Source organism: Halomonas sp. DP1Y21-3 (assembly GCF_019801245.1).
GTDB lineage: Bacteria > Pseudomonadota > Gammaproteobacteria > Pseudomonadales > Halomonadaceae > Halomonas > Halomonas litopenaei.
This window is the reverse complement of record NZ_JAHVJM010000002.1, coordinates 441,493-466,095: the sequence shown is the minus strand read 5'-3', so window position 1 is coordinate 466,095 and position 24,603 is coordinate 441,493. Positions and strand designations below refer to the sequence as shown.

General features: G+C 64.1%; 22 protein-coding genes. 14 read left to right on the top strand and 8 right to left on the bottom strand.

The window, feature by feature from the left end; all coding sequences use genetic code 11:
• Nucleotides 1-24: 24 nt before the first annotated feature.
• The gene (locus KUV74_RS07285; protein WP_222516007.1) at nt 25-762 is read right to left on the bottom strand and encodes a YecA family protein; all 738 of its coding nucleotides are present in this window, start codon (nt 760-762) and stop codon (nt 25-27) included.
• A gap of 97 nt (nt 763-859) precedes the next feature.
• On the opposite strand from KUV74_RS07285, the gene KUV74_RS07280 reads away from it, so the two are divergent.
• From KUV74_RS07280 to KUV74_RS07270, 3 genes are all read left to right on the top strand, one after another.
• Nucleotides 860-1,450, top strand: a complete 591-nt coding sequence (locus KUV74_RS07280) for a SprT-like domain-containing protein (protein WP_222516006.1) — start codon at nt 860-862, stop codon at nt 1,448-1,450.
• Nucleotides 1,451-1,620: 170 nt separating this feature from the next.
• Nucleotides 1,621-3,570: an acetate--CoA ligase gene (gene acs, locus KUV74_RS07275; protein ID WP_222516005.1), complete on the top strand. Its 1,950-nt coding sequence runs from the start codon at nt 1,621-1,623 to the stop codon at nt 3,568-3,570.
• Between the two features lie 234 nt (nt 3,571-3,804).
• Entirely contained in the window at nt 3,805-4,467 is a 663-nt protein-coding gene (locus KUV74_RS07270; protein ID WP_045992823.1) for a LuxR C-terminal-related transcriptional regulator, read from the top strand.
• 129 nt (nt 4,468-4,596) lie between these two features.
• Here KUV74_RS07270 and KUV74_RS07265 read toward each other — a convergent pair whose 3' ends face one another.
• Nucleotides 4,597-5,544: a LysR family transcriptional regulator gene (locus KUV74_RS07265; protein ID WP_222516004.1), complete on the bottom strand. Its 948-nt coding sequence runs from the start codon at nt 5,542-5,544 to the stop codon at nt 4,597-4,599.
• Nucleotides 5,545-5,792: 248 nt separating this feature from the next.
• On the opposite strand from KUV74_RS07265, the gene KUV74_RS07260 reads away from it, so the two are divergent.
• Both KUV74_RS07260 and KUV74_RS07255 read left to right on the top strand, forming a co-directional pair.
• Entirely contained in the window at nt 5,793-7,292 is a 1,500-nt protein-coding gene (locus KUV74_RS07260; RefSeq protein WP_222516003.1) for a CoA-acylating methylmalonate-semialdehyde dehydrogenase, read from the top strand.
• Between the two features lie 227 nt (nt 7,293-7,519).
• The gene (locus KUV74_RS07255) at nt 7,520-8,119 is read left to right on the top strand and encodes a peroxidase-related enzyme (protein ID WP_261395179.1); all 600 of its coding nucleotides are present in this window, start codon (nt 7,520-7,522) and stop codon (nt 8,117-8,119) included.
• Nucleotides 8,120-8,121: 2 nt separating this feature from the next.
• On the opposite strand, the gene KUV74_RS07250 is transcribed toward KUV74_RS07255, so the two are convergent.
• The 4 genes from KUV74_RS07250 to KUV74_RS07235 all read right to left on the bottom strand — a co-directional run bounded on the left by KUV74_RS07250 (nt 8,122) and on the right by KUV74_RS07235 (nt 11,429).
• A complete protein-coding gene (locus KUV74_RS07250; protein WP_045992819.1) occupies nt 8,122-8,793 on the bottom strand; it encodes a hypothetical protein in 672 nt (223 codons plus the stop codon).
• Nucleotides 8,794-8,972: 179 nt separating this feature from the next.
• Nucleotides 8,973-10,124: a diguanylate cyclase gene (locus KUV74_RS07245; RefSeq protein ID WP_181248598.1), complete on the bottom strand. Its 1,152-nt coding sequence runs from the start codon at nt 10,122-10,124 to the stop codon at nt 8,973-8,975.
• Between the two features lie 240 nt (nt 10,125-10,364).
• The gene (locus KUV74_RS07240) at nt 10,365-11,030 is read right to left on the bottom strand and encodes a hypothetical protein (RefSeq protein WP_045992818.1); all 666 of its coding nucleotides are present in this window, start codon (nt 11,028-11,030) and stop codon (nt 10,365-10,367) included.
• Between the two features lie 114 nt (nt 11,031-11,144).
• Nucleotides 11,145-11,429, bottom strand: a complete 285-nt coding sequence (locus KUV74_RS07235; RefSeq protein WP_071211119.1) for an XRE family transcriptional regulator — start codon at nt 11,427-11,429, stop codon at nt 11,145-11,147.
• A 323-nt stretch (nt 11,430-11,752) separates the two neighbouring features.
• Here KUV74_RS07235 and KUV74_RS07230 point away from each other — a divergent pair, with 323 nt between their 5' ends.
• The 6 genes from KUV74_RS07230 (at nt 11,753) to KUV74_RS07205 (ending at nt 19,632) form a co-directional block, all read left to right on the top strand.
• A complete protein-coding gene (locus tag KUV74_RS07230; RefSeq protein WP_045992816.1) occupies nt 11,753-13,174 on the top strand; it encodes an APC family permease in 1,422 nt (473 codons plus the stop codon).
• A 166-nt stretch (nt 13,175-13,340) separates the two neighbouring features.
• Entirely contained in the window at nt 13,341-14,336 is a 996-nt protein-coding gene (glaH, locus tag KUV74_RS07225) for a glutarate dioxygenase GlaH (protein ID WP_083970404.1), read from the top strand.
• A gap of 142 nt (nt 14,337-14,478) precedes the next feature.
• Nucleotides 14,479-15,681 carry an L-2-hydroxyglutarate oxidase gene (gene lhgO / locus KUV74_RS07220; protein ID WP_108448222.1) on the top strand — a complete coding sequence of 401 codons (1,203 nt, stop codon included), beginning with the start codon at nt 14,479-14,481 and terminating at the stop codon, nt 15,679-15,681.
• Between the two features lie 245 nt (nt 15,682-15,926).
• On the top strand, nt 15,927-16,889 hold the full coding sequence (locus KUV74_RS07215; protein WP_108132391.1) for a TAXI family TRAP transporter solute-binding subunit: 963 nt from the start codon (nt 15,927-15,929) through the stop codon (nt 16,887-16,889).
• Nucleotides 16,890-16,906: 17 nt separating this feature from the next.
• Nucleotides 16,907-17,488, top strand: a complete 582-nt coding sequence (locus KUV74_RS07210) for a DUF1850 domain-containing protein (protein ID WP_240184177.1) — start codon at nt 16,907-16,909, stop codon at nt 17,486-17,488.
• A gap of 140 nt (nt 17,489-17,628) precedes the next feature.
• Complete coding sequence (locus tag KUV74_RS07205; protein WP_108448224.1) at nt 17,629-19,632, top strand: TRAP transporter permease; 2,004 nt, start codon at nt 17,629-17,631, stop codon at nt 19,630-19,632.
• Nucleotides 19,633-19,724: 92 nt separating this feature from the next.
• Here KUV74_RS07205 and KUV74_RS07200 read toward each other — a convergent pair whose 3' ends face one another.
• Nucleotides 19,725-20,423, bottom strand: a complete 699-nt coding sequence (locus KUV74_RS07200; protein WP_052704348.1) for a YbaY family lipoprotein — start codon at nt 20,421-20,423, stop codon at nt 19,725-19,727.
• Nucleotides 20,424-20,672: 249 nt separating this feature from the next.
• On the opposite strand from KUV74_RS07200, the gene purE reads away from it, so the two are divergent.
• From purE to KUV74_RS07185, 3 genes are all read left to right on the top strand, one after another.
• Nucleotides 20,673-21,194: a 5-(carboxyamino)imidazole ribonucleotide mutase gene (gene purE / locus KUV74_RS07195; protein ID WP_045992811.1), complete on the top strand. Its 522-nt coding sequence runs from the start codon at nt 20,673-20,675 to the stop codon at nt 21,192-21,194.
• Between the two features lie 37 nt (nt 21,195-21,231).
• The gene (locus KUV74_RS07190; protein WP_045992810.1) at nt 21,232-22,347 is read left to right on the top strand and encodes a 5-(carboxyamino)imidazole ribonucleotide synthase; all 1,116 of its coding nucleotides are present in this window, start codon (nt 21,232-21,234) and stop codon (nt 22,345-22,347) included.
• Between the two features lie 135 nt (nt 22,348-22,482).
• Nucleotides 22,483-23,472: a BMP family protein gene (locus tag KUV74_RS07185; protein ID WP_221621151.1), complete on the top strand. Its 990-nt coding sequence runs from the start codon at nt 22,483-22,485 to the stop codon at nt 23,470-23,472.
• A 110-nt stretch (nt 23,473-23,582) separates the two neighbouring features.
• Here KUV74_RS07185 and KUV74_RS07180 read toward each other — a convergent pair whose 3' ends face one another.
• Entirely contained in the window at nt 23,583-24,593 is a 1,011-nt protein-coding gene (locus tag KUV74_RS07180) for a YeiH family protein (protein WP_108132395.1), read from the bottom strand.
• Nucleotides 24,594-24,603 lie beyond the last annotated feature (10 nt).

The following is a 24,603-nucleotide window of genomic DNA, read 5'->3' as shown; positions in this document are numbered from 1 at the left end:
CGCTAGCGCTTGGCCTGTTATTCGCTATCGCTTGCCTTTGGGGCCTTTGGCCTGGGGTCTGCCCTGGCCGCCCTTGCTCTTGTTGCCAGGGCCCTTGTTGCCATGACCCTTGTGGCCTGCCTTGCCACCCCTGCCGCCGGCTGGCGCCTTGCCGCGGGGCTTGGGCTTGGGGGTGTCCGGCGGTACCCGGAAGTGCAGGTACAGATCCAGCACCAGTTCCGGCAATTGACCGACCAGGCGCTCGAGTCGCTCGCCTTCCCCGGCCAGATCGGCCATGTCGGGCTCGTCGGCGAACAGTCCCGACAGCGCCATGAAGGGCAACAGCAGTGTGGCCACGGTTTCTTCATCGCCCTCGAACCAGGCGGCCTCGTCGAGGAAGACGCCTTCCATGAAGCCGGCACACCAGTCGCCGATGGGCGTCTCTTCCGCCGCCATGCCGTCCAGCGTCAGCTCGAAGGGCAGCTCGGGAAGACCGCCGCCTTCCAGCACGCCGATAGCGTTGGTCCTGAGCTGCTCGAGCAGGCCCAGGATGATCTCCCTTTCCTGGTCGCTTTCGAACTCGGGGGTGCCGTGAAACAGCTCCGCGACCCAGGCGGCAGCCTCGACATCCCGCGGCGCCACCGCCAGCGCGACCAGGAAGCCGTGGGCGCCGATCAGGTCCAGCGCATCGGGACCGGCGCGCTCCTCGAGAAAGTCATCGAGCAGGTCCAGAGCGTCGTCTTCGAGCAAGGGGAGGGGGAGCGGCGTTTCGGCGTCGGACATGGGGCGCTCACTTGGCGAGGGGATGACTGGACGGTGGTCTTTACCGTCCCCGTTCGAGGCGGCATTCTAGCACTCCTTTACCTACTCTGACTGCGTCATGACCTCGACCCGGCCATCAATTCGCCCGCGCGCTCGCGGTGACTCTCCCACCCCGGTGTTGCCCGACGTCGACGACGCCTGGCTTCAGTCACTCGACGTCGCCGCCCTGCGCCAGGCGCTGATGGCAAGAGTCGTGGAGGCGGTGGCGCTGTGTCGTGACTATCATCCTGGGCTGCCGGAGCCGAAGGTGTGGTGCGATCTGCGCGGCAAGGGCGCAGGGCAGGCCCACTTCGGTCGCGGCGGACTGCGCTTCAATGGCCAGTTGTTGGAAGAGAACCGCCACGCCTTCTTCACCGAGGTGGTGCCCCACGAGGTGGCCCACTGGCTGGTCTGGCACCTGGAAGATGGGCCTACCTTTCGCCCCCATGGCAGGGAGTGGCAGACCGTCATGCTCAGGCTGTTCGGCTTGGCCCCCCGGGTCACCCATCGCTTCGATACCGCCCGCTCGAGCCCTGTCCCGTATCGCTATCGCTGCGCCTGTCGCGAGCACGGATTCTCGGCACGGCGTCACGCCAACGCCCAGGCCGGTCAGGAGTATCGCTGCCGGCACTGTCGCTGCCGACTGTGCCTGGTTGGGAAGAAGTGCTGAAATTTGCGCTTAACCTCTTGTTATAAAATAAAAAAATAGTCATACCAATGTCTAAGGGGAAACCCTGGCCTGGCGACGTTATGCTGGCTGTCAGGTTATTCGCGCCGGTCGGTCTCTCTTATTCAGGCGGCTGGCTCTTCACTTCGATGGGTATCCAAGGACAGAGCACCATGAGCGATCATCAGCACGTCTATCCGGTTTCCGATGCGTTTGCCAAGACCGCCTGGGCCGACAAGGCCACCTACGACAAGCTCTACCGGCAGTCGGTGGAAGATCCCGAGGGCTTCTGGAAGGAGCAGGCCGCACGCCTTGACTGGATCAAGCCACCGCAGACCATCAAGTCGGTATCCTTCGCCAGCGACAATGTCGATATCCGCTGGTTCGAGGATGGCACCCTCAACGTGGCGGCCAACTGCCTGGATCGACACCTCGACAAGCGTGGCGACAAGCCGGCGATCATCTGGGAAGGGGACGATCCGAACGAATCTTCGGTGATCACCTACCGCGAGCTGTACGAGCGTACCTGCCAGCTGGCCAACGCCCTGAAGTCCATGGGGATCGGCAAGGGTGACACCGTGACCCTGTACATGCCGATGATCCCGGAAGCCGCCATGGCCATGCTGGCCTGCGCCCGTATCGGTGCGGTGCACTCGGTGGTGTTCGGCGGCTTTTCTCCCGACGCCCTGGCACAGCGGGTCAAGGACGCTGCCTCACGGGTCATCATCACCGCCGACCAGTCCGTACGCGGTGGCAAGCAGGTACCGCTGAAGGACAACGTCGACGCTGCACTGACCCGTGATGGCACCGACGTGGCCGAGAAGGTGCTGGTGGTCAAGCGTACCGGCGGTGACATCGAATGGCACGAGGGACGTGACGTCTGGTACCACGACGCCGTGGCCGACCAGGACACCGACTGCCCGGCCGAAGAGATGGGCGCCGAGGATCCGCTGTTCATCCTGTATACCTCCGGCTCCACCGGCACCCCCAAGGGGCTCAAGCACACCACCGGTGGCTACCTGACCTACGCCAGCCTCACCCACCAGTACGTGTTCGACTATCACGAGGACGAGGTCTACTGGTGCACTGCGGACGTGGGCTGGGTCACCGGCCACAGCTACATCGTCTATGGGCCCCTGGCCAACGGTGCGGTGACCCTGATGTTCGAGGGGGTGCCGAGCTATCCGACCCACGGGCGGATGGGTGAGATCGTCGACAAGCACAAGGTCAGTATCCTCTACACCGCCCCCACCGCAGTGCGCGCCCTGATGGCCCACGGCGACAAGGTGATGGACTCCAGCTCTCGGGATAGCCTGCGCCTGCTTGGCTCGGTGGGCGAGCCGATCAACCCCGAGGCCTGGGAGTGGTTCTACCGGGTGATCGGCAACAGCAAATGCCCGATCGTCGATACCTGGTGGCAGACCGAGACCGGCGGCATCATGATCACCCCGTTGCCCGGTGCCATCGACCAGAAGCCGGGCTCCGCGACCCTGCCGTTCTTCGGTGTGCAGCCGGCGCTGGTGGACAACGAAGGCAAGCGCCTAGAGGGCGCCACCGACGGCAACCTGGTCATCCTCGATTCCTGGCCGGGACAGGCGCGCTCCATCTGGAACAATCACGAGCGCTTCATCCAGACCTACTTCTCCACCTACGAGGGGACTTACTTCACCGGTGACGGCTGTCGCCGTGACGAGGACGGCTACTACTGGATCACCGGCCGGGTGGACGACGTCCTCAACGTGTCCGGTCACCGCATGGGCACCGCCGAGATCGAGTCCTCGCTGGTGGCACACTCAGCGGTGGCCGAGGCCGCCGTGGTGGGCTTCCCCCATGACATCAAGGGTCAGGGTATCTATATCTACGTGACCCTCAACGACGAGGCCGAACCCACCGACGAGCTCAAGAAGGAACTGACCCAGTGGGTGCGCAAGGACATCGGCCCGATCGCCTCGCCGGATCATATCCAGTGGGCACCGGGACTGCCCAAGACCCGCTCGGGCAAGATCATGCGCCGGATTCTGCGCAAGATTGCCGCCAATGAGTGCGATGGCCTCGGCGACACCAGTACCCTGGCCGATCCTTCGGTGGTCGAGGATCTGATCGAGCACCGCGCCGCCAAGTAAGGCTCATGGCGTAACAGCAGGTCCCGCGGGCCGGCTGCCGGAAACTTCCGGCGCCGGCCCGTTTTTGCATAGTGATGGAGGCCGCAGAGTCGGCACCACGGGTAGCCGTTGAGGATGCTTGCGTCAGGGCGCTTGGGAAAGCCGGCAACCATGGGGTAACATGCTGTGCAAACAAGCGTCTTGCGTTGCGGCGTCCAGGCCTGACACGCTGCATCGGAATCCGGAGGAGAGTCCATGGCCTTTGCCCAGAAATTCATCGTAGCCGATGATCATCCGCTGTTCCGTGCCGCCCTGACGCAGGCGCTTCGCCAGCTCGCGCCCCAGGCCGAAATCATCGAGGCCGACACCATGGAGGCCACCTCGGACGTGGTCATTCGCCACCCCGACGCGGACCTGATCCTGCTCGATCTGCACATGCCTGGAGCCCACGGCTTCTCCGGGCTGATCCAGCTGCGTGGTCAGACCCCGGATGTGCCGGTGGCGGTAGTATCCGGCAGCGATGAAGTGCACGTCGTGCGCCGCGCCATCGACTACGGTGCCTCGGGGTTCATTCCCAAGTCCTCGTCGCTGGCGTTGATCGCCGAGGCGGTGGGCGAGATCCTCGACGGCGAAGTGTGGCTGCCGGAAGAGATGGCCGACGCCCTGGGTGAGGCCAACGAGGAAGAGGCGCGCTTTGCCGAGGCCATCGCCTCGCTGACGCCTCAGCAGTTCCGCGTACTCAACATGTTGACCGAAGGCCTGCTCAACAAGCAGATCGCCTACGAGCTGAACGTCTCCGAGGCCACCATCAAGGCCCACGTGACCGCCATCCTCAGAAAGCTGGGCGTGCACTCGCGCACCCAGGCGGTGATCGCTGCCCAGAAGCTCGAGGTCGAGCCACCCAAGGTCGAATCCTGACGCGGTTGCTTGCGCATCGACGACACCCCGCCCAGGCGGGGTGTCGTGGTTCTGGGGCTTGCGACACCACCGCGCCAGCGGGGGCCCAGTCCTATGCTGGCGCCGGCCCTGGTGGCAGCCAGCCGGTGTTCATTCGACGTCGTCCGACAGCACCAGCCGGTCATGGCGTCCCATCAGAAAATCCTGATTCATTGCCAGCGCCTCGCGCAGGAAGTCCCACAGCAGACGCACCCGGGCAAGCTGGCGCTGCTCCTGCCGGGCGGTGATCCAGAACTGACGCACCACCGACACTTCGTCCTCCAGCAGCGGCATCAGCCCGTCTCGTCCCGCCGTCATGAAGCACGGCAGAATGCCCAGGCCTGCGCCGCTCTCGGTGGCCATCATCTGGGTCGTCACGCTGGTGCTGCGAAGCGCAAAGTGGGTCTGCTGCGCCTGTTGCACCTGCGGCGACAGCAACGGATCCAGGTAGTTGAGTTGCTCGCTGAACAACAGGTCGTCCACGTAGCCGATCAGCGGATGTGTGCCCAGCTGGGCAAGCTGCTGCGGTGCCCCGTGGCGTTCGACGTAGTGCCTCGCCGCGTAGAGCTTGAGCCGGTAGTCGCACAGTCGTGAGGTGACCAGGCCGGGATTGCCCGGTCGTTCGATGGTGATCGCCAGGTCTGCCTCATGGCGGCTGAGATTGACCACGCGAGGCAGCGCCAGCAGGTCCAGGGTGAGGCCGGGATGACGCCGGCAGAAGGCGCTGAGCAGCGGGGCCACCACCCAGGTCCCGAAGCCTTCGGTCACGCCAAGTCGGATCTGGCCCTCCAGGCGCAGGTTCTGATCGGTCAGGCTGTCGGCGGCCTCGTCGGCGTGTCGGGCCATCTGTTCCGCGTGGCTCTTCAGACGTTCGCCGGCGGGAGTCAGGCGGTAGCCGTGGGTGCTGCGTTCGAACAACTGGGTGTTGAGTCGCTGTTCGAAGCGGCGGGTTCGCCGCGACAGGGTCGAGTGGTCAACGCCCAGCCGTCGGGCGGCGTCGGACAGGCGGGCATGCCTGGCCACCTCGAGAAAGACCTGAAGGTCCTGCCAGTCGAGCAAAAATCACCTCCGCTGAGCGACGACGTCGTGGACTTCGATGTGTTTGTGGTTGTGCATCAGTGCACAAGCAATGTGCCTGGCTGGCCGTTGTTTGGCCATCCTACCTGTGTCTAGACTGGTCAGCATGGATAGCCGTGCCGTGGTGCACACCGCCACAACGATCAAGGCGGCTGCTGGCATGGCAGTACGCCCAGTCCATCTCATACGACGCCACGCTCATGCACAACGACAACAGCCGGAGCACGCCCATGTCAGTCCGCGAAATTCCCATGATCATCGATGGCCAGGCCGTCCCCTCGCAGTCCAGCGAATGGCGCGATGTGATCAATCCGGCGACCCAGCAAGTGGTCGCGCGGGTGCCGTTCTGTACCCTGGAGGAGGTCGACCGGGCCGTTGCCAGCGCCCATCAGGCCTTTGCCACCTGGCGCAAGGTGCCGCTGGCCAAGCGCATGCGCATCATGCTCAAGCTGCAGGCGCTGATTCGCGAGCATACCCCGGAGCTTGCCGCCCTGATCACCGAGGAGCACGGCAAGACCCTGCCCGACGCCGAAGGTGAAGTCGGTCGTGGTCTCGAGGTGGTCGAACACGCCTGCTCGATCACCTCGCTGCAACTGGGGGAGCTGGCCGAGAACGCCGCCAACGAGGTGGACGTCTACACCCTCAACCAGCCGCTGGGGGTAGGTGCCGGCATCACCGCCTTCAACTTCCCCATCATGTTGCCCTGCTTCATGTTCCCGCTGGCCATTGCCACCGGCAACACCTTCGTGCTGAAGCCCTCCGAACAGGACCCGAGCTCCACCCTGCGCCTGGTGGAACTGGCGCTCGAGGCCGGTGTCCCCGCCGGTGTGCTCAACGTGGTGCATGGCGGCCCTGATGTCGCCAATCACCTGTGCGAGCACCCGGATATCAAGGCCATGTCGTTTATCGGGTCCACCCATGTCGGCACCCAGCTTTATCGCCGTGCCAGCGAGTCCGGCAAGCGCGCTCAAGCCATGATGGGTGCCAAGAACCACTGTGTGGTGATGCCTGACGCCAACCGCTCTCAGGCCATCAACAACCTGCTGGGGTCGGCCTTCGGCGCCGCCGGCCAGCGCTGCATGGCCAACTCGGTGGTGGTGCTGGTCGGCCAGGCCCGGGAGTGGCTCGAGGATATCGTCGAGGGGGCTCGCAACATGAAGGTGGGGCCGGGCACCGACCGCGAGGCGGATCTCGGGCCTCTGGTGTCACCGGCGGCCAAGGATCGTGTCGAAGGCTTGATCGCCAAGGGCGAACAGGAAGGCGCTCGGCTGCTGGTCGACGGACGTGGCTGCCAGGTCGAGGGCTACCCCGACGGCAACTTCGTCGGCCCAACCCTGTTCGCCGGCGTGACGGCGGACATAAGCATCTATCGTGAAGAGGTGTTCGGTCCGGTGCTGTGCGTGGTCGAGGTGGACACGCTGGACGAGGCCATCGCCTTCGTCAACGCCAACCCCAACGGCAATGGTACTTCCATCTTCACCAATTCCGGCTGGGTGGCGCGTCGCTTCGAGAGCGATATCGATGTCGGTCAGGTGGGCATCAATGTGCCGATCCCGGTGCCGGTGGCCTACTTCAGTTTTACCGGCTCGCGCGCCTCCAAGCTGGGCGACCTTGGCCCCAATGGCAAGCAGGCCATCAGCTTCTGGACCCAGACCAAGACGGTGACCGCGCGTTGGTTCGAGCCGGAAAACGTCTCGAGCGGCATCAATAGCACCATCTCGCTCGGCTGATCCAGGGCCGAGCAGGCATGCTGGCGCAGCGGCCACGTCCTGCCTGACTCGAGCTCTCGGGCCTGGCCCGGCTGCAGGCTGCGATGCCCCCGTCAAGGGGGCATCGTCGTCTTCGGCAGCGGCGACCCGGCATTCGATCAAAGTACCAGAGCGCAATATTGACCTTTACGTTAACGTCAATGTGTTGCCAGGCCCTTCTTCCATGCCCACGTCAGCCCGGAGCCCCCATGAGCCCCTCGATCAGCCCATCTCTCAGCCGCTTTCCCGTCCCCGAATCACTGAACGATCTGCCCGATGATATCCGTGACAGCATCCTGGCGGTTCAGGAGAAGGCGGGCTTCGTGCCTAATGTCTTCTTGATGCTGGCCCATCGGCCGGCGGAGTTTCGTGCCTTCTTCGCCTATCACGATGCGCTGATGGAGCGTGAGTCCGATAGCCTGACCAAGGCCGAGAAGGAGATGATCGTGGTCGCCACCAGCGCCCGCAACCACTGCCTCTACTGCGTGGTGGCTCATGGAGCGCTGGTCAGGATCTACAGCAAGGATCCTCTGCTCGCCGACCAGGTGGCGGTCAACCATCGCAGTTCTGGCTTGAGCGAGCGACATCGCGTCATGCTGGACTTCGCGCTGCACTGCGCAATCGATCTGGGCGAGCTGACCGATGAGTGGGAGCAACGTCTGCAGGCGGTGGGATTCAGCCGCGACGATATCTGGGATATCGGTGCGATCTGCGCCTTCTTTGGGCTGTCCAACCGCCTGGTGACCTTGACCGGGACGCCACCCAACCCGGAATTCTATTTGATGGGCAGGGTGCCCAGAGACGCCTGAACTCAGCCCATCAGCTTCGACAGTGGTTGCTCTGCCAGATCGGCAAGCCAGTGGGTGAGGGCGGAGCGCTGGGCCGCATGAAGGACCAGGCCCACGGTGTCATCGCTGTCGGCGGGGGAGTCATCGTGGGGCAGGCTGACGGCGAAGTCGCCTTCTTCCAAGTGGAACTCGTGAATCTCGCGCAGGCCTACCGGGGTCTCGCAGCGAATCGAGCGGTAGCTGTCGTCTTCGCCATAGATGAGGCGATGGCAGACCTTGTAGCGTGTGTAGAGCGAGAGTCCGCCGGGGAAGGCCGGCCACTTCGCCGGGTGAAGGCGAATATCGCTATCCAGCCCCATGGCATTGGCCTCGGCGCTGGACAACGCCTCTTCCAGGGCCGGGGCGAGCAGTGGGTGTGACTGGGTGTGTGGTGCGGCGTTGATGAGGTCATGGGGGCGGTGGATGTCGGCGTCCCGGAAGTTCAGGGTGTGCTGTTCGCAGTCGCCGTTTTCCCAGCCATCGAGCAGTCGTAACGTCAGTCGGCCCTGGCGCATCGGCGCGAAGACCAGCAGATTGAGGGCCAGCAGTAGATGCAGGCGTCGCTCGCTGGTCTGGTTGTCGAAGGCGGTATAGGGCGAACTGAATAGCCGATGCAGGCGACCGGGCGCGTGTTCCTTGGCTTCATGGTAGGACATGGGGCATTTTCCTCGAGACCGTACGACAACCAGCACATGCCACCATCAGGACCTGGTTGAAGCAGGGGCGTCTGCCGAGCTTCCCGCATGCCCTGATCGAGGCTTTTTATTTTAGATCCAACTTTATTAGCAGAAATTTAAATTTTTATCGAGACAATGCCGAGCCAGGCGAGTGGAAGTCAGTGATCGTCACTCTGGGCGGCCGTTGAGCTGGTTGTCTTCTCTGCTGCCTGGGCGGGGGCTGGCAACGTCCTGGCTGAGGTCTTCGAGGCGGCCTCTGCGGCACTGCGCTTTCTGGCTTCCTTGTTGCGATACATCATGGCGTCGGCGGCGCGCAGCAGTTCTTCCTCGCGCAGGTAGTCTCGATCCCCGGTCTCGGCGACGCCCAGGCTGATCGAGAAGTTCGGGTACTTGCTCTGGAAGGCCAGTTCAATCTTGCTGCCGATGGTCTTGGCGCTCTTGGCGTCACAGTCTGGCAGGATACAGCAGAATTCATCCCCCCCGAGGCGGCAGCAGATGTCGCTGCTGCGGACCGTTTCACGCATGATCTGGCCGAAGGTGACAAGGATTTCATCACCCTTGTGGTGGCCGTGGGTATCGTTGATCTGCTTGAAGTCATCGATATCGCAGTAGATCAGGCTGACCAGCGAGTGACGTCGCTCGGCCATGCGGATCTCCCTGTTCAGGGCCTCGCTCATGCCTCGCTTGTTGAACAGCCCGGTGAGGGCGTCCTTTTCTGCGTAGGCGGCCAGCTCCTTGGTCTTCTCTTCCAGGTTGCGAGCGTAGAGCTCCATCCGGCGCTTGGCGCTGTGGACCTCGTTGAGCAGGGTATCGATATAGGTATCGAAGACCAGGGTGATATCGAAGTACATCAATTTGTCGAGGTTGTTCTTCGCCGACTTGGTCGCCTGCACGTCCTCGAGGTTCTCGTCGATGACGCGAAACAGGATTTCCTTGAGCGTGCGCATGGCGGCCAGAAACAGCTTGGGTTCGACGCCGATACGCTTGTGCACCAGACCGATGCGCAGCCGACTGTTGACGTATTCCGCGTCGTAGTAGCCGGTGAAGATGTCGAGGACGTACTGGCGCTGGGCCGAGCGCAGTCGCTGCAGGGTCTCGGAGTCGCCGATCAGCAGGCTGATCTCGTCGATCTCGGTCTGCCGCTCGTAGAACTCTTCGACGATGATCTCGATATGCTCGTTGATGAGGGGTTTGAGCGCTGCCAGATCGGCCAGGTCGGCTTCGTCGAGGCTCAGGAATTCCTTGCGACGCTGGATCTCGACCTCGCTGATGTGCATCTGTTCCAGCAGGGACTTGTCGATTGGCCTCATGGCAACTCTCACTGGATGGGTGCGACCACTGCGGAACGACATCGAGCCGTGCGGCCGCACCATGTCTTGAAGGCTACCTTCAAGATATATCGTGGATTGGAGACTCCTGCATCGCATTTTCGCGGTTTTACACGCAATTGACACACACCTATTCCACGCGGTGCGCGATCAAGTACACCATCCTAGGTATGCTGTGGATCTACTGCTGGAGAGGGGGAAAGTTGGCGCCTGGCCCTAAGTCTATTGAATGACCGAACGCAACAGCTCACCAACGTTGCCACTCTGGGACGGCAATGCCAGCAGGGCAGGATCGGGCGACGTCGCCGTCAGGCTGGCCACCTGAAACTTGTCGCCAAAACGCAGAAGTCCGAGCCCCTGTTGCTCGAGCCTTGCCGCCACCGGGTCCGGTTGCCCCGACAGAATGCTCTGATAGCGGTCGACGACCCGTAAAAGCTCGATGACCTCCGGTCGCTGGCTGAGTACCAGTTCATCCTCTCGGCGATCGCCCTCCTGGGTAATCCAGTCAAGACGATAGACCTCGCCCTCGATGCCGGCGACACTTTCCCGCGTGCCGACAGGCTCCAGCGACAGCACCTGCTGGGCCTGGTAACTGCCGAGGTCGGACAGGTCCTGGCCACCGAGTTGCCCGGCGATGGATTGAACATCGCGGATGCCCAGCACCACCGTCTGACCACCGAAGTTGGTGACCACGTGGCCCTTGCCGTCTCTCAACAGCAGATAGCCCTTGGCCGCGTGGCGGGGAAAGTCCAGGCGCAGTTGATCACCGATCCAGCGTGCGGTGACGGCGCTCTCGGGGTCGCCACTGCCATCGACCAGGGTGGCCTGGCCATCGGCCAGGGCGCTTGCAGACACACATAGCAGACAAGCCGCTAGCAGACGGCGCATCGATGATTCCTCATGGCATGAAGATCAAGGGGAAGGGCGGGGCAATGGCTCGCGCCAACAAGACGCGGCGCCCTGGCAGAATTGCCTTCCGGGGCGCCGTCCAGCACGGGCCAATCAGGAGAGTGACAGATGGCCATCGTCGATGATGCGGCGAATGGCCTGCAGCTCGTCGCAGGTGAAGTGTTCCAGTCGTCCCGACAGCAGATCACTGATCTTCTGCATGGGGAGACCCGCGCGGCGTGCGATCTCGCGGCTTCCGAGATCAGATACGGCGATAAGCCGCGTAACAATGCGCATCAGTCGTGTGCGCTGTTCCAGGTCCCTGACATCGAGGTCAGGGCATCGTCGAGGAGGCGGTTCGGAAGCGTCTGCTCGAGACAAGGAATCTGCGGTGCTCATGGTACTCCAATGGGCGTTTTCGACCCCTACAGCATGCAACCTTTTTTGCCCTCTTGCCAGTCCAATTTGGTGTCCGTTCTGGACGTGGCGCAGCGACGAAAACTCCTCATTCCGCAGACGCCGCGGGAGACTGCGGCTGACGGCGATGGCGCCATCTGCAGGCCCTACAAACTTAGACCAAAGAGGTATAAACGAAGGCTGCGGACGGCAAACATCCTCATGATAAGTTGCACGCGCGATTGATAAATTCAACGGTGCGTCCTGTCCCCGGTCAACAATCACTGTTCTGCGGGAACGCACCACTGCGGCGAGAGGTTTATCTCATGGACAATAACAGCAATGGCGGAGCCCAGCTGAGCCGAGTGCTGGCCCGCAAGGACGTCCTGGCGCTGGCCTTCGGTGCCATGGTCGGCTGGGGCTGGATCGTATTGACGGGTGGCTTCATCACCTCGGCAGGAAGCCTTGGCGCCATACTGGCATTCGTGCTGGGCGGCATGGTGATCGTGCTGGTGGGGCTGACCTACTCTGAGCTCGCTTCGGCGATGCCCCAGGTCGGCGGTGAGCACGTCTACAGCTACCGTGCCCTGGGCCATTTTGCCTCCTTCCTGTGTACCTGGGCGATCGTGCTGGGCTATCTCAGCGTGGTGGCCTTCGAGGCGGTAGCGCTGCCCACCGTGGTCGAGCATCTGTTCCCCGGCTACGCCGTCGGTCACCTGTGGACCCTGGCGGGCTGGGACGTCAAGGCCACCTGGGTTGCCGTCGGTGTGGCCGGCTCGGTGGTCATGATGGCCATCAACTATGTTGGCGTGCGCACCGCGGCGCTGGTCCAGAAGGTGGTGACGCTGCTGATTCTGGCCGTCGGTGTGATGTTCATCACCGGCGCCCTGTTCGAGGGTAGCAGCGCTTCGCTGACGCCGTTGTTCAACACCGAAGAGGGTGTGCTGGGCGGGATCACCATGGTGCTGATCATGGTTCCTTTCCTGTTTGTCGGCTTCGACGTCATCCCGCAGGCGGCGGAAGAGATCGACCTGCCGTTTCGCGAGATCGGTAGGGTTTTGATGCTGTCGGTGGTCCTGGCGGTGTTCTGGTACGCCTTCATCGTGCTGGGAACGGCATTGATGCTGCCCAAGGCGGAGCTCGAGAACAGCTCCCTGGCGGTACCTGACGCCATGGGGGCGGTGTTCAACACCCCCTGGGCGGCCAACCTGATGGTGCTGGCGGGTATCGCCGGCATCCTGACCAGCTGGAACGCCTTCTACGTCGGTGGCTCTCGCGCCATCTATGCACTGGCCCACTGCGGCATGCTGCCGGCCTTTCTGGCCAAGCTGCATCCTCGTCACAGGACGCCGGTCAACGCCATCCTGTTGATGGGAGCCTTGTCGAGCCTGGCGCCTCTGCTGGGACGCCAGGCCATGGTGTGGCTGGTGGTGGCCGGTGGTCTCGGCATCGTCATCGCCTACCTGTTCGTATCCATTTCGTTTCTGGTGCTTCGGCGCAAGGAGCCGGAACTCGAAAGACCGTTCAAGGTCAGCCATCCTCGCCTGGTCGGCTGGCTGGCGGTGGTGCTGTCGCTGGGACTGATCGGGCTCTACCTGCCCGGTAGCCCCTCGGCGCTGTCACCCATCGAGTGGGGGCTGTTCGCCGGCTGGATGGGTGCCGGGCTTGGCCTGTACCTGTGGTCCCGCCGCCGCTATGGCACGGCCTACAGCCAGCGACAGATGCGTCGTGAGCTGGAAGGCACCTGACGCCTTGACCGCAACGCCGGTCGGCATCTTTGCCGGCCGGCGGACGCTTCAAGAACTCTGGACCTTGTCGAGAATGTCAGCACCCGGCGGCAGCCGGGTTTTTGTTGACTAAAAATAAAAATGTAGATATTTTGACAAAACGTCAAAACAAATACGGAGCCCTGCCATGTCCATCCTTGCCTCTGCCCAGCTTCAGGATCGTGATGATCAGACCACCGCCCCTGGCGCACGCGATCCGCGCGGGTTCACCCTGGTCCCGTCGACGTCTTCCGAGCGTCTGCAGGAGCTGCGTGTCGAGCGGTCGGTCGTCGCTGCCTTCCTCGACGCCTGTGCCGAATGGCCGATTCAGGCGCTGGAGTACAAGTCGATGCTGCGTTTTCGTGTCGCGGGAATACTCGATGAGCTGTGCGAGGGGACGCTCAGGCCGCGGCTGGCGAATATCCTGCTGGACCGTCGCCAGGGAGCACTGCAGGTCGTGCCGGAAGGGCTGGACCGGGTCGAGCAGGCCGAGGACATGGTCAAGTTTGCCACCGCCGTTGCCCACCTGATCGGACGATCCAACTTCGATGCCATGAGTGGTCAGTACTATGCCCGCTTCGTGGTCGAGAATGTCGACTCCTCCGACAGCTATCTGCGGGCGCCGCATCGGGTGATGGAGCTTCACAACGACGGCACCTTCGTCGAACAGGTCACCGACTACGTGCTGATGATGAAGATCGACGAGCAGCACATGGAAGGCGGCAACTCGCGGCTGCTCCATCTGGACGACTGGCACGAGCTGGAGCGGTTCTGCCGTCACCCGCTGGCGTTCAGTGAGATGCGCTGGTCGGCTCCGCCCAGCAAGAAGGTGGTGCGCGACGTCTTTCACCCGGTATTCGACGTCGACCGTGATGGCCGCCCGGTGATGGCCTACATCGATCAGTTCGTCCAGCCACGTGATCTGGAGGAGGGCAACTGGCTTTGCGAGCTGTCCGACTCGCTGGAGTCGAGCGACGGCGTCATTTCCCTGCCCAACCCGGTCGGCAGCTTCCTGCTGATCAACAACCACTTCTGGCTGCACGGTCGCGACAAGTTCGAGGCTCACCCGCAGCTCAGACGCGAGCTGATGCGCCAGCGCGGTGTCTTCACCTGTGGCAGCACCCTGCGAGCGCGCCAGGGCTGAGGTGTCCTCCGGGGAAGAGGGGTGCAGCGGGGCACGGCCCGACGCGGTACTCTAGGGTGATGGGCCCCGCGATACCCGGCCGCCCACGATGTATCCGGTCCCGTCCCGGCGGCGGGGCAAGACCAAGGACAACGAGACCCCCATGTACGACTTCATCATCATCGGCGGTGGCATTCTGGGCATGTCCACCGCCATGCAGCTCAAGGACGCCTATCCTGAAAAGCGCATGCTGTTGCTGGAAAAGGAGGACGGTCCGGCTCGCCATCAGACCGGTCACAACAGTGGCGTGATACACGCCGGGGTCTACTACACACCGGGCAGCCTCAAGGCGCGCTTCTGTCTGGAAGGCAACCGTGCCACCAAGGCGTTCTGCGAGACCCACGGCATCGCCTACGACAGCTGCGGCAAGCTGCTGGTCGCCACCAACGAGGTGGAGTTGGGGCGGATGAAGGCCCTGTGGGAACGCACCGAAGCCAATGGGCTCGAGCGTGAATGGCTCGACGCCGGTGCCCTTGCAGAGCGTGAGCCCAACATCACCGGCGTCGGCGGCATCTTCGTGCCGTCCAGCGGTATTGTCGACTATGCCGAGGTCACTCGCGCCATGGCCGCCGAGTTCGAGCGACGCGGTGGCGAGATCCGCTACTCACGGGAGGTCACCGGGCTCGACGAACGTCGCCAGGAAGTGGTGGTGACCACCACCACCGAGACCTTCAGCAGTCGCTACCTGGTAAGTTGCTCGGGGCTGATGGCCGACCGGGTGGTGCGCATGCTGGGGCAGACCCCGAGCTTCACCATCTGTCCCTTCCGCGGGGAGTACTTTCAGTTGCCCGAGCACCGCAACGCCATCGTCAATCATCTGATCTACCCCATTCCGGACCCCAGCATGCCGTTTCTCGGCGTCCACCTTACCCGCATGATCGATGGCAGCGTGACGGTGGGGCCCAACGCCGTGCTGGCACTGGCCCGCGAGGGCTATCGCAAGCGTGATGTCTCGGCAGCGGATCTGGTCGGCATGGTCAGCCATCCGGGTATTCTCAAGGTGCTGTGGCGTCATCTGGGCCCTGGCATGCGCGAGATGAAGAACTCGCTGTCACGGCGTGGTTATCTGGAAGAGGTGCGCAAGTACTGCCCGAGTCTCACCCTGGATGACCTGAAGCCCTACCCGGCCGGGGTGCGTGCCCAGGCGGTGACACGAGACGGCAAGCTGGTCGACGACTTCCTGTTCGTCAACACGCCGCGCACCATCAACGTAGGCAATGCGCCATCGCCGGCGGCGACCTCGGCGTTGCCGATCGGTGCCCATATCGTCGCCAAGGTACGCGAGCTGGTCGACAGTCAACGCTGAGGCGTGAAAAGCCGGCGCGACGCCAGCTCCCTGAGACGCGCGCCCTTCGGGGGTTCGACGGGCAGGATGGCGGGCCAGTGTCTCTAAGACCTTGTGAGAATTGCAGACAAAGATAAAAAACGTCGAAATGTCTGCAGTGGCAAGCGAGGCCGGCTCTTGCTAGCTTGCCTAGGCGATTGCTGTATCGACACTTCAATTCCGCACAATAAATTCTAAGCGGTTCCCACGAGGAACGGAGGAAGACCATGCGAGCACTGACCCTTGCCCTGACGGCATCCCTGCTGGTTGCCAGCCACAGCGCCGTGGCCCAGAGCCAGCTGTCGATCGCCACCGGTGGAACCGGCGGCACCTACTACCCCTACGGTGGAGGCCTGGCCGAGCTGATCAAGAAGCACGTCGACGGCTACGACGCCGTGGCCGAAGTGACCGGCGCCTCGGTGGAGAACATGGGACTGGTCTGGCGTGGTGACTCCGATCTGGCGCTGGCGCTGGCCGACACCGTCCACCAGGGCGCTACCGGTACCGGTGACTTCGAGGGGCGCAAGCTCGAGAACATTCGTGCCATCGCCTCCATCTATCCCAATGCGGTGCAGATCGTGACCATGGCCGACTCCGACATCGACTCGCTGGAGGACCTGGAAGGCAAGGTCGTGTCCGTGGGTGCGCCCGGCAGCGGCACCGAGCTCAACGCCCGCGCCATCCTCGAAGCCAACGGCATCAGCTACGACGACTTCGACCCGCGTCGCTTGAACTTCAACGAGACCGCCGACGCCCTGCGTGATGGCGATATCGATGCCGGTTTCTGGAGCGTGGGACCGCCCACCAGCTCGATTCTGAATCTGGCCACCACCAGCGATGTTCGGCTGATCGGCCTCAGCGACGAGGAAGTCGCCAAGGCGCGCGAGGACGAACCGGTGTTTGCCCCGTATGAGCTCAAGGCCGGTCTCTACGAAGGCATGGAAGAAGCGGTGCAGACCCTTGGCGTACCCAACGTGCTGATCGCCAGCAGCGAGATGGACGAGGAACTGGCCTACCAGATCACCAAGACCCTGTTCGAGCAGACCGACGAGCTGATCGCCATCCATCCGGCGGCCAATGACACCACCGTCGAGTTCTCGGTGAACTCCACACCCATCGCTTTCCACCCTGGCGCACTGCGCTACTACGAGGAAGTCGGTGCCGAGGTGCAGGACAAGCAGCGTCCTTGATGGCGGGGCGTCGACACATGGCAGGGCGGGCCTCCGGGCTCGCCCTGCCTGCGCTTGGGCTGGTCACGCTGATGACCGTGGCGGGCGCTGGCCAGGCAAGTGATGCCGACAGCGATGCTCTATTTACCTTGAGCGTGCGCGACGCCGAGGGCGCCGCGCTGGTGGAACTGCCGATGCCCGATGGCGCCGGCTGGTGCCTGGCCTGGAATCACTCGGTAGAAGGCTTCGAGGTGCTTGACTGCTATCGCAACCTCGGCGGTGCCATGGTGCTTGAACGTAGCCACCTGCCGGACTTCGCCGCGGGCCTCGACCATGTGCCCGGGCGCGGACGCCAGGTCAGCGACGGTCAGGGCGGCTACTGGATCGAGGACATCGACGAGCCCGTCCCCGGCAATCGCTATCGGCTGAGGGTCGGCGCCAAGCGCGTCGATCATCGCCTGGTCAGCCGTGGTGAGCCGACCCTGGAGACGTTGATCAAGGCTCGGGCCGACTGTGCGGACGGGGACTCCCTGGCCGTGCCGGCGGCCTCCACGCCCATCAGCCTGAGCGATCTGGCGGCGGGGCGTTTGGTCAGCGTTGGACTCGAGCGGCGCGACTAGCCTGTCGTTGGCCCAGGCTATCGAATAACGCCACCAACCGCGTGGGCACTTCGGCCCCTCGAGGGGCCTGCGACCTGCGACAGCATTCCGAATTATGCCGACCGGCCAAGCGCCGGCAAGGCCTGACGAGAATCACGACAATGAGCGAAACGGCAGCTTCACCGGTGGTGCCTGGCAGCCAGGCCAACCACCCCAAGACCATCCTATGGCTGATCACCCTGGTGGCGGTCGGCCTGTCGCTGTTCCAGCTCTACTCGGCGGGGATTCAGCCGCTGGGGCTGTTCTATCAGCGCAGCATCCACCTTGCGCTGGTGATGATGCTGGCGTTCCTGATGTTTCCGGTGTTCGGTCCCAAGCGTGACAGGGGCGTGCTGGGTGGGGCGATCGACCTTGTGTTCTTTACCGGAGCGATGATCACCGGCGGCTACATGGCGCTGTTTCTGGACGAGATCATCAATCGCGCCGGTTTCTGGAGCCAGACCGACATCACCGTCGGCATCATCGCCACCATCACGGTGCTGGAGGCCAGCCGTCGCGCGGTGGGTCTGGGCATGACCATCATCGGCCTGATCGCCATCCTCTACGCCTTTGCCGGGCCTCGTGGCGAGTTACCCTGGCTCGGCCAGTTCCTGCCCGGCATCCTCGAGCATCGCGGCTACAATCTCGATCGCCTGGTGGGCCAGCTTTACCTGGGGCAGGAAGGCATCTTCGGCCTGCCCATGGGGGTGGCCGCGACCTATATCTTCATCTTTGTGTTGTTCGGTGCCTTTCTCGAGATCACCGGGGCGGGCAAGTTCTTTATCGATCTTGCCTACGCTGCCACCGGCCGCCAGCGTGGCGGGCCCGCCAAGGCCGCGGTCATCGCCTCCGCCGGCATGGGCTCGATCTCCGGCAGCGCCATCGCCAACGTGGTCACCACCGGCGCCTTTACCATCCCGCTGATGAAGCGCCTGGGCTACAAGCCCCACCAGGCTGGTGGCATCGAGGCGGCGGCGTCGACCGGTGGCCAGATCATGCCACCGCTGATGGGGGCCGGTGCCTTCCTGATCGCCGAGTACACCCGGCTGCCGTATCTCGAGGTGGTCAAGGTCAGCATCCTGCCGGCCTTCATGTACTTCGCCACCGTCTATCTGTTCGTGCATATCATCGCCCTCAAGGAGGGCATGCAGGGCATGGCCAAGGACGAGCTGCCGCAGATGAGCGACGTGCTCAAGCACGGCTGGCACTTCCTGCTGCCGCTGGCGGTGCTGGTGTGGCTGTTGATGATGAACATGTCGCCGATGCGAGTGGGCTACTACGCCATCGTCTGCATGCTGCTGGTGGCGGTGCTGCGTTTTGCGGTGTGGTTCTTGTTCGTGGCGCCAGGCGAGGGGCAGCCGGTGACCGCCGAGCGTCTGGGGCTGGCCTGTCGCAACGGTCTGCTCAAGCTGATTGAAGGCCTCGAACTCGGTGCGCGCAACGCCGTGGCGGTGACCATGGCCTGTGCGGTGGCAGGGATCATCGTCGGGGTAGTGGGGCTGACCGGTCTCGGCCTCAAGTTCTCGGCCATGATGCTGGCTTTCTCGGGCGGTAACCTGCTGCTGGCGCTGATCATGGTGCTGCTGGCGAGTCTCGTGCTGGGCATGGGGCTGCCGGTGACGGCCAGCTATATCGTGCTGATCGTGCTGGTGGGACCGGCGCTGGCCAATGAGTTCGGGGTGCCGTTGCTGATCGCCCACCTGGTGGTGTTCTGGTATTCCCAGGACTCCAACGTGACGCCGCCGATCGCGCTGGCCGGCTTCGCCGGGGCCGCCATCGCCGGGGCCAAGCCCATGGAGACCAGCTTCCAGTCGTGGAAGTTTGCCAAGGGCCTCTACCTGGTGCCGCTGTTCATGGTCTACAACCCCGAGATCATCGTCGGCGGGCCGGTCTGGCTGCTGATCTGGAAGGGCTTCACCGGGCTTCTGGCGCTGGGCGCCTTCGCCGCCACCCTGGAAGGCTATCTGTTCACCCGCATGGCGATCTGGCAGCGCGTGCTGCTGCTGCCGGCGATCGTCGGGGTGTTCCTGCCGTCGCTGGTGTTCGACGTCGCCGGTGCCGCCGTCATGCTGGCGATCATCAGCCTCAACTTCTGGCAGGCTCGCCGCTCGCCGGCAACAGCTTAGCGGCGCCAGGGCAGCCGCCAGCAGCGACAACGCCGTGCCCTTGGGCACGGCGTTGTCGTATCGGGAGGAGCCGGTCCGTCGAGGGCGCTCGCTTACTGCGGCTGGCTGGACGACGTCTCGGTATTGGCACCGGTGTCGGCATTTTCGCCGCTCGCCGCGGCGGCGCCCTGGCTGGGCTCCTGCATGCCGGCGGCCTGTTCGGCCACGGCGTCGGCCTCTTCCACGGCCTGCTTCTCGGCGGCGGTGGGTTCATCACCGCTGGACAGCAGCGCCTCCTGGGCCTTCTGCATGCTGTCGCTCTGGGCATTGCCGTCGGCACCCACCGGGCGCAGCACCACCGACACCGGCGGCTGGTCGGCGTCGGCACCGACTTCCACCGGAGTGGCTTCGGTACTGGTCCACACCAACTGACCTTCGTCGTTGCGGATCTCGCCACGCAGGCTGTGGGTGTGGCGCGGGTTCACCGCGTCGCTTGCGTAGCTCAGCGAGAAGTCGGTCGGCGCCTGGCGCTCGATGGTCACCGTGGTTTCGGCGATGGTCCTGGCCGGGGCGTCGGCGAGGGCAACGTCGTTGAGCAACACCGTGACCTCGGCATTGTCGGGCAGGCTCTGGCCGGCCTCGGCGAAGCTCAGGGTACCGTCAAGCGTCATTTTCTGCGCCTGTTCGGTGGTGCTCTGCTGGCTGGCGTTCGAGCCCTCCTGCGCGGTGCTGGCGGTGCTCTGTCCCTCATCGCAACCGGCCAGCGCCAGGCCGGAGGTCAGGGCGGCAATAAGCAGCAGGGTCGGTTTCATGGCTCTCTCCTTGGGTGAGCGGGTCGTCCTGTCAGGCGGCGTGGAGTGTCGGCGATGGCCGCGACAGCAGCGTTACCCTAGCAGGCCAATGCGCAGTCAGGGTGAAAGGCGCTGTCGCTGGCTGGCGACGTCTCCGCATAGGGAGAGGTACTGCTCCCCCGGCTCTGCTAGACTATGCCGCTTCCCGATTGTTCCCTTGTCGTGGCGATTTCTTTGCCGCGGCGCCGTCGTTTCTTCGAGGAGTTGCCGATGTCATCCACTTCCCCAGCGCCCCGGGTCGGCGTGATCATGGGTTCCAAGTCCGACTGGCCGGTCATGGAACACGCCGTGACCATGCTCGAGCGCCTCGGCGTGAGCTACGAGACCCAGGTGGTCTCCGCCCACCGCACCCCGGATCTGCTGTTCGACTACGCCAAGGGTGCCGCCGAGCGTGGTATTCAGGTGATCATCGCCGGGGCTGGCGGTGCAGCGCACCTGCCCGGCATGGTCGCCTCCCAGACCGCGCTGCCGGTGCTCGGCGTGCCGGTGGAGTCCAAGGCGCTCAAGGGGCTGGATTCACTGCTGTCGATCGCCCAGATGCCGGGCGGCGTCGCCGTCGGCACCCTGGCCATCGGCAAGGCCGGCGCTACCAATGCTGGCCTGCTGGCAGCCCAGATCGTGGGGCTCGGGGACAGCCAGGTTCGCGAGGCCGTCGAGGCCTTCCGCGCCGAGCAGACCCAGACCGTGCTCGACAATCCCGATCCTCGTCCGCCCGAGTCTCGCCAGGGCTGAACGGCGTCGTGTACCCGCAGGAAAACAGGAGCAAGTCATGAAGATTGGCGTTCTCGGGGCCGGACAGCTCGGCCGTATGCTGGCGCTGGCCGGCTATCCGCTGGCCAACCGGTTCCGCTTTCTCGATACCACCGGCCACCCCAGCGCCGGGATCGGCGAGGTGATGATCGACACCGACCAGAAGCACGTCCAGAGCTTCCTCGAAGACGTCGACCTGGTCACCTACGAGTTTGAGCACCTGCCGGTGTCGTTGGTCCAGGCGATCGAAGCCGAGAAACCGGTCTACCCCGGCAGTGAGGCGATCCGGGTGTGTCAGAATCGTGCCGAGGAGAAGGCGCTGTTCGATCGACTGGGTATTCCGACGCCGGCCTATCGCCTGGTGGACAGCGCCGAGTCGCTGGAAGCCGCCGCTCGTGAGCTGGGCACGCCGGTGGTGGCCAAGTCGATCACCGAGGGCTATGACGGCAAGGGGCAGGCGGTGCTGAAGGACCCGGCGGAAGCTGCCGATGCCTGGAAGCGCATCAATCACCCGCGGTTGATCGTCGAGTCCTTTGTCGACTTCGTGCGCGAGGTGTCGATCATCGCCGTGCGTGGACGCGACGGTGAGGTGGTGTTCTATCCCATGGCGGAAAACGTCCATGTCGATGGCATCCTGCGTTACTCGCTGGCGCCGATGCCGGATCTCGACGACAGCGTCCAGCACACCGCCGATGAATACATCCGGGCGCTGCTGGACGAGCTGGACTATGTCGGTGTGCTGACCCTGGAGCTGTTCCAGTGCGCCGACGGCAGCCTGCTGGCCAACGAGATGGCACCGCGAGTGCACAACTCCGGCCACTGGACCATGGATGGCGCGGTGACCAGCCAGTTCGAGAATCATCTGCGTGCCATCCAGGGCCTGCCGCTCGGGGACACCAGTGCCCGGGCGCCGACCTGCATGGTCAACGTGATCGGACGCGAGCCCGAGCCGAGCCAGGTGCTGGCCATGCGCGACGCCCACCTGCATCGCTACGACAAGAGCGAGCGCGCCGGTCGCAAGCTTGGTCACATCAACCTGGTCGCCGACGATCACGCGAGCCTGCTCAAGCGGGTGCGCGAATGCGCCGCCCTGGTGCCGGACGCGCCCGAGGTGCGCTTCAGCTTCGAAGACTGAGCCAGGCGCTGTTTCGCTTCCTCCACGACGGGCCCCATTACGGGGCCCGTCGTCGTTTCGGGGTGGCGATGACGCCACCACGGCGCTAGAGTAGTTGATACGTTCTGTATACAAAAATAAGTAATGAGGTGTTCGATGATACGTAAAGTTGGATACATGGCGGCGCTGTGTGGTCTCTCGCTTTCGCCTTCCCTGGCCGTGGCGGATGCCTTCGAGGTGGCCATGCTATTGCCGGGGCAGAAGGATGACGGCGGCTTCATGGAGGCGGGTTACCGTGGACTCGAGCGCATCGAGGCCGAACTTGGCGCCGAGATCAGCTACGAGGACGGGATAGCGCCGGAGCCCGACGCGCTTGAGGCCGCCCTGCGGAGATTGGCGGATGCCGGGCCGGACCTGATCATCGCCCACGGCGGTCAGAATTCCGAGGCGGTGATGACGGTGGCCGCGGACTATCCCGAGGTGCTGTTCTCCGTTACCCAGGGGGATGTCACCGGCGACAATGTGTCGAGCTATGAGGTCCTTCAGGAGCAGTCCGCCTGGCTCGCCGGTGCAGCGGCGGGTCTGCTGACCCAAAGCGGCGTGGTGGGCCATATCTCGGGGATTCGCGTCACTCCGGGTCTCAAGGGTCGCGGGGGCTTCTACCACGGTCTGCAGCATACCCGGCCGGACGCCGACTTCCTCACCATCTTCGCCGGCGATCAGGACGATGTGTCACTGGCCCATGACGTGGCCAGCGCCCAGATCGAGGCCGGTGCCGATATCATCTTCACCATGTTGAATGCAGGTCGCCAAGGGGCCATCGAGGCGATGCAGGAGGCCGAAGGCGTTTGGCAGTTCGGCAATGTGCGCGAGTGGCATGAGGACTACCCGGAGGTGTTCGCCGGCTCCGCCATCGCCAACGTGTCCATGGCGGGTTTTGTTGCTGCCGAGGCGGTCAAGCAGGGCAGCTGGAGCTCGGGTGAGGTGGTGCGTATCGGCCTGGAGAACCCGGAGGCGGTGAGTCTGTCGCTGGCGCCCTGGGTCGAGGACGACATCGTCGCCGAACTCGATCGCCTCGCCGCCGAGATCGTCGAAGGAAGCATCGAGGTACAGACGTCCTACGACGGCGAGGAATTCTCTCTGTAGCAGGGGCAAGTCTCTCGCTGCTCAATGATGGATTAGCTCCACGCAAGAAGGCGGCCGCAAGGCCGCCTTCTTCGCTGTGTGTCGGGTTCCTGCCCGGTCCATCGATCCGGTCAGCCCATCAGCAGGGCACTGGCCATCCCGCCACCAACCACCAGCAGCACAAACAGGATCAGGGCGAGCAGAAAGGGCTTCACGCCGAGCGCCTTGAGGCGAGACATCCGGGTGTTGATGCCAAGCGCGGCCATGGCCATGGTCAGGGCGATCTGGCCGGCCAGCACCAGACCCGAGTGCAGGGGCGCGGGCAGGGTGATGACGCTGTTGACGCCGACCATGGCGATAAAGCCGAGGGCAAACCAGGGGATCACCAGCTTGGCCTTGTGTGCGCCCTGAGCGCCGGCCTCGGCGCCTTCCTGGGTCGGCTGACGCAGCCACCATTGGCCGACCACCAGCAGGAAGGGCACCAGCAGCATCACCCGCACCAGCTTGACGATGACCGCGTTGGCCAGGGCATCCGGGCCGACGGCGTCGCCGGCGGCGACCACCTGGGCCACCTCATGCACGGTAGCGCCGATATAGACCCCGAACAGTCCCTCGTCCATGCCCAGCCACGGATACAGCAGCGGGTAGGTCAGCATGGCCAGGGAGCCGAACAGCACCACCGTGGCCACCGCCATGGACGCCGCTGCCGGCTTCGAGCGAATGGTCGACTCGGTGGCGAGCACCGCAGCGGCGCCGCAGATGGCGCTGCCGGCACTGGTCAGCAGGGTGGTCTCGCGATCCATGCCGAGCACCCGGGTGCCGATCTGGTAGCCGACCAGCAGTACCGCGGTGATGATCAGCGCGTCCAGCAGCAGCACCTTGGGCCCGAGTCCGACCACCTGAGCGAAGGTCAGCGACAGGCCGAACAGCACGATGCCGCCGCGCAGCAGCCAGCGGGTAGCGAAGGCGAGCCCCGGCTGGGCGCCCTCGACGGTGCGCTTGAGCGGCAGATTGCCGACCACGATGCCCAGCAGCAGGGCGAACACCAGCGGACTCACGCCTGCGTCGGCGATACCGGGCAGTCGGCTGATGGCCTGCCCGGCCAGCGTCAATAGTGCGCATAGCGCAAGTCCTTGCCACATGAGCGGATCT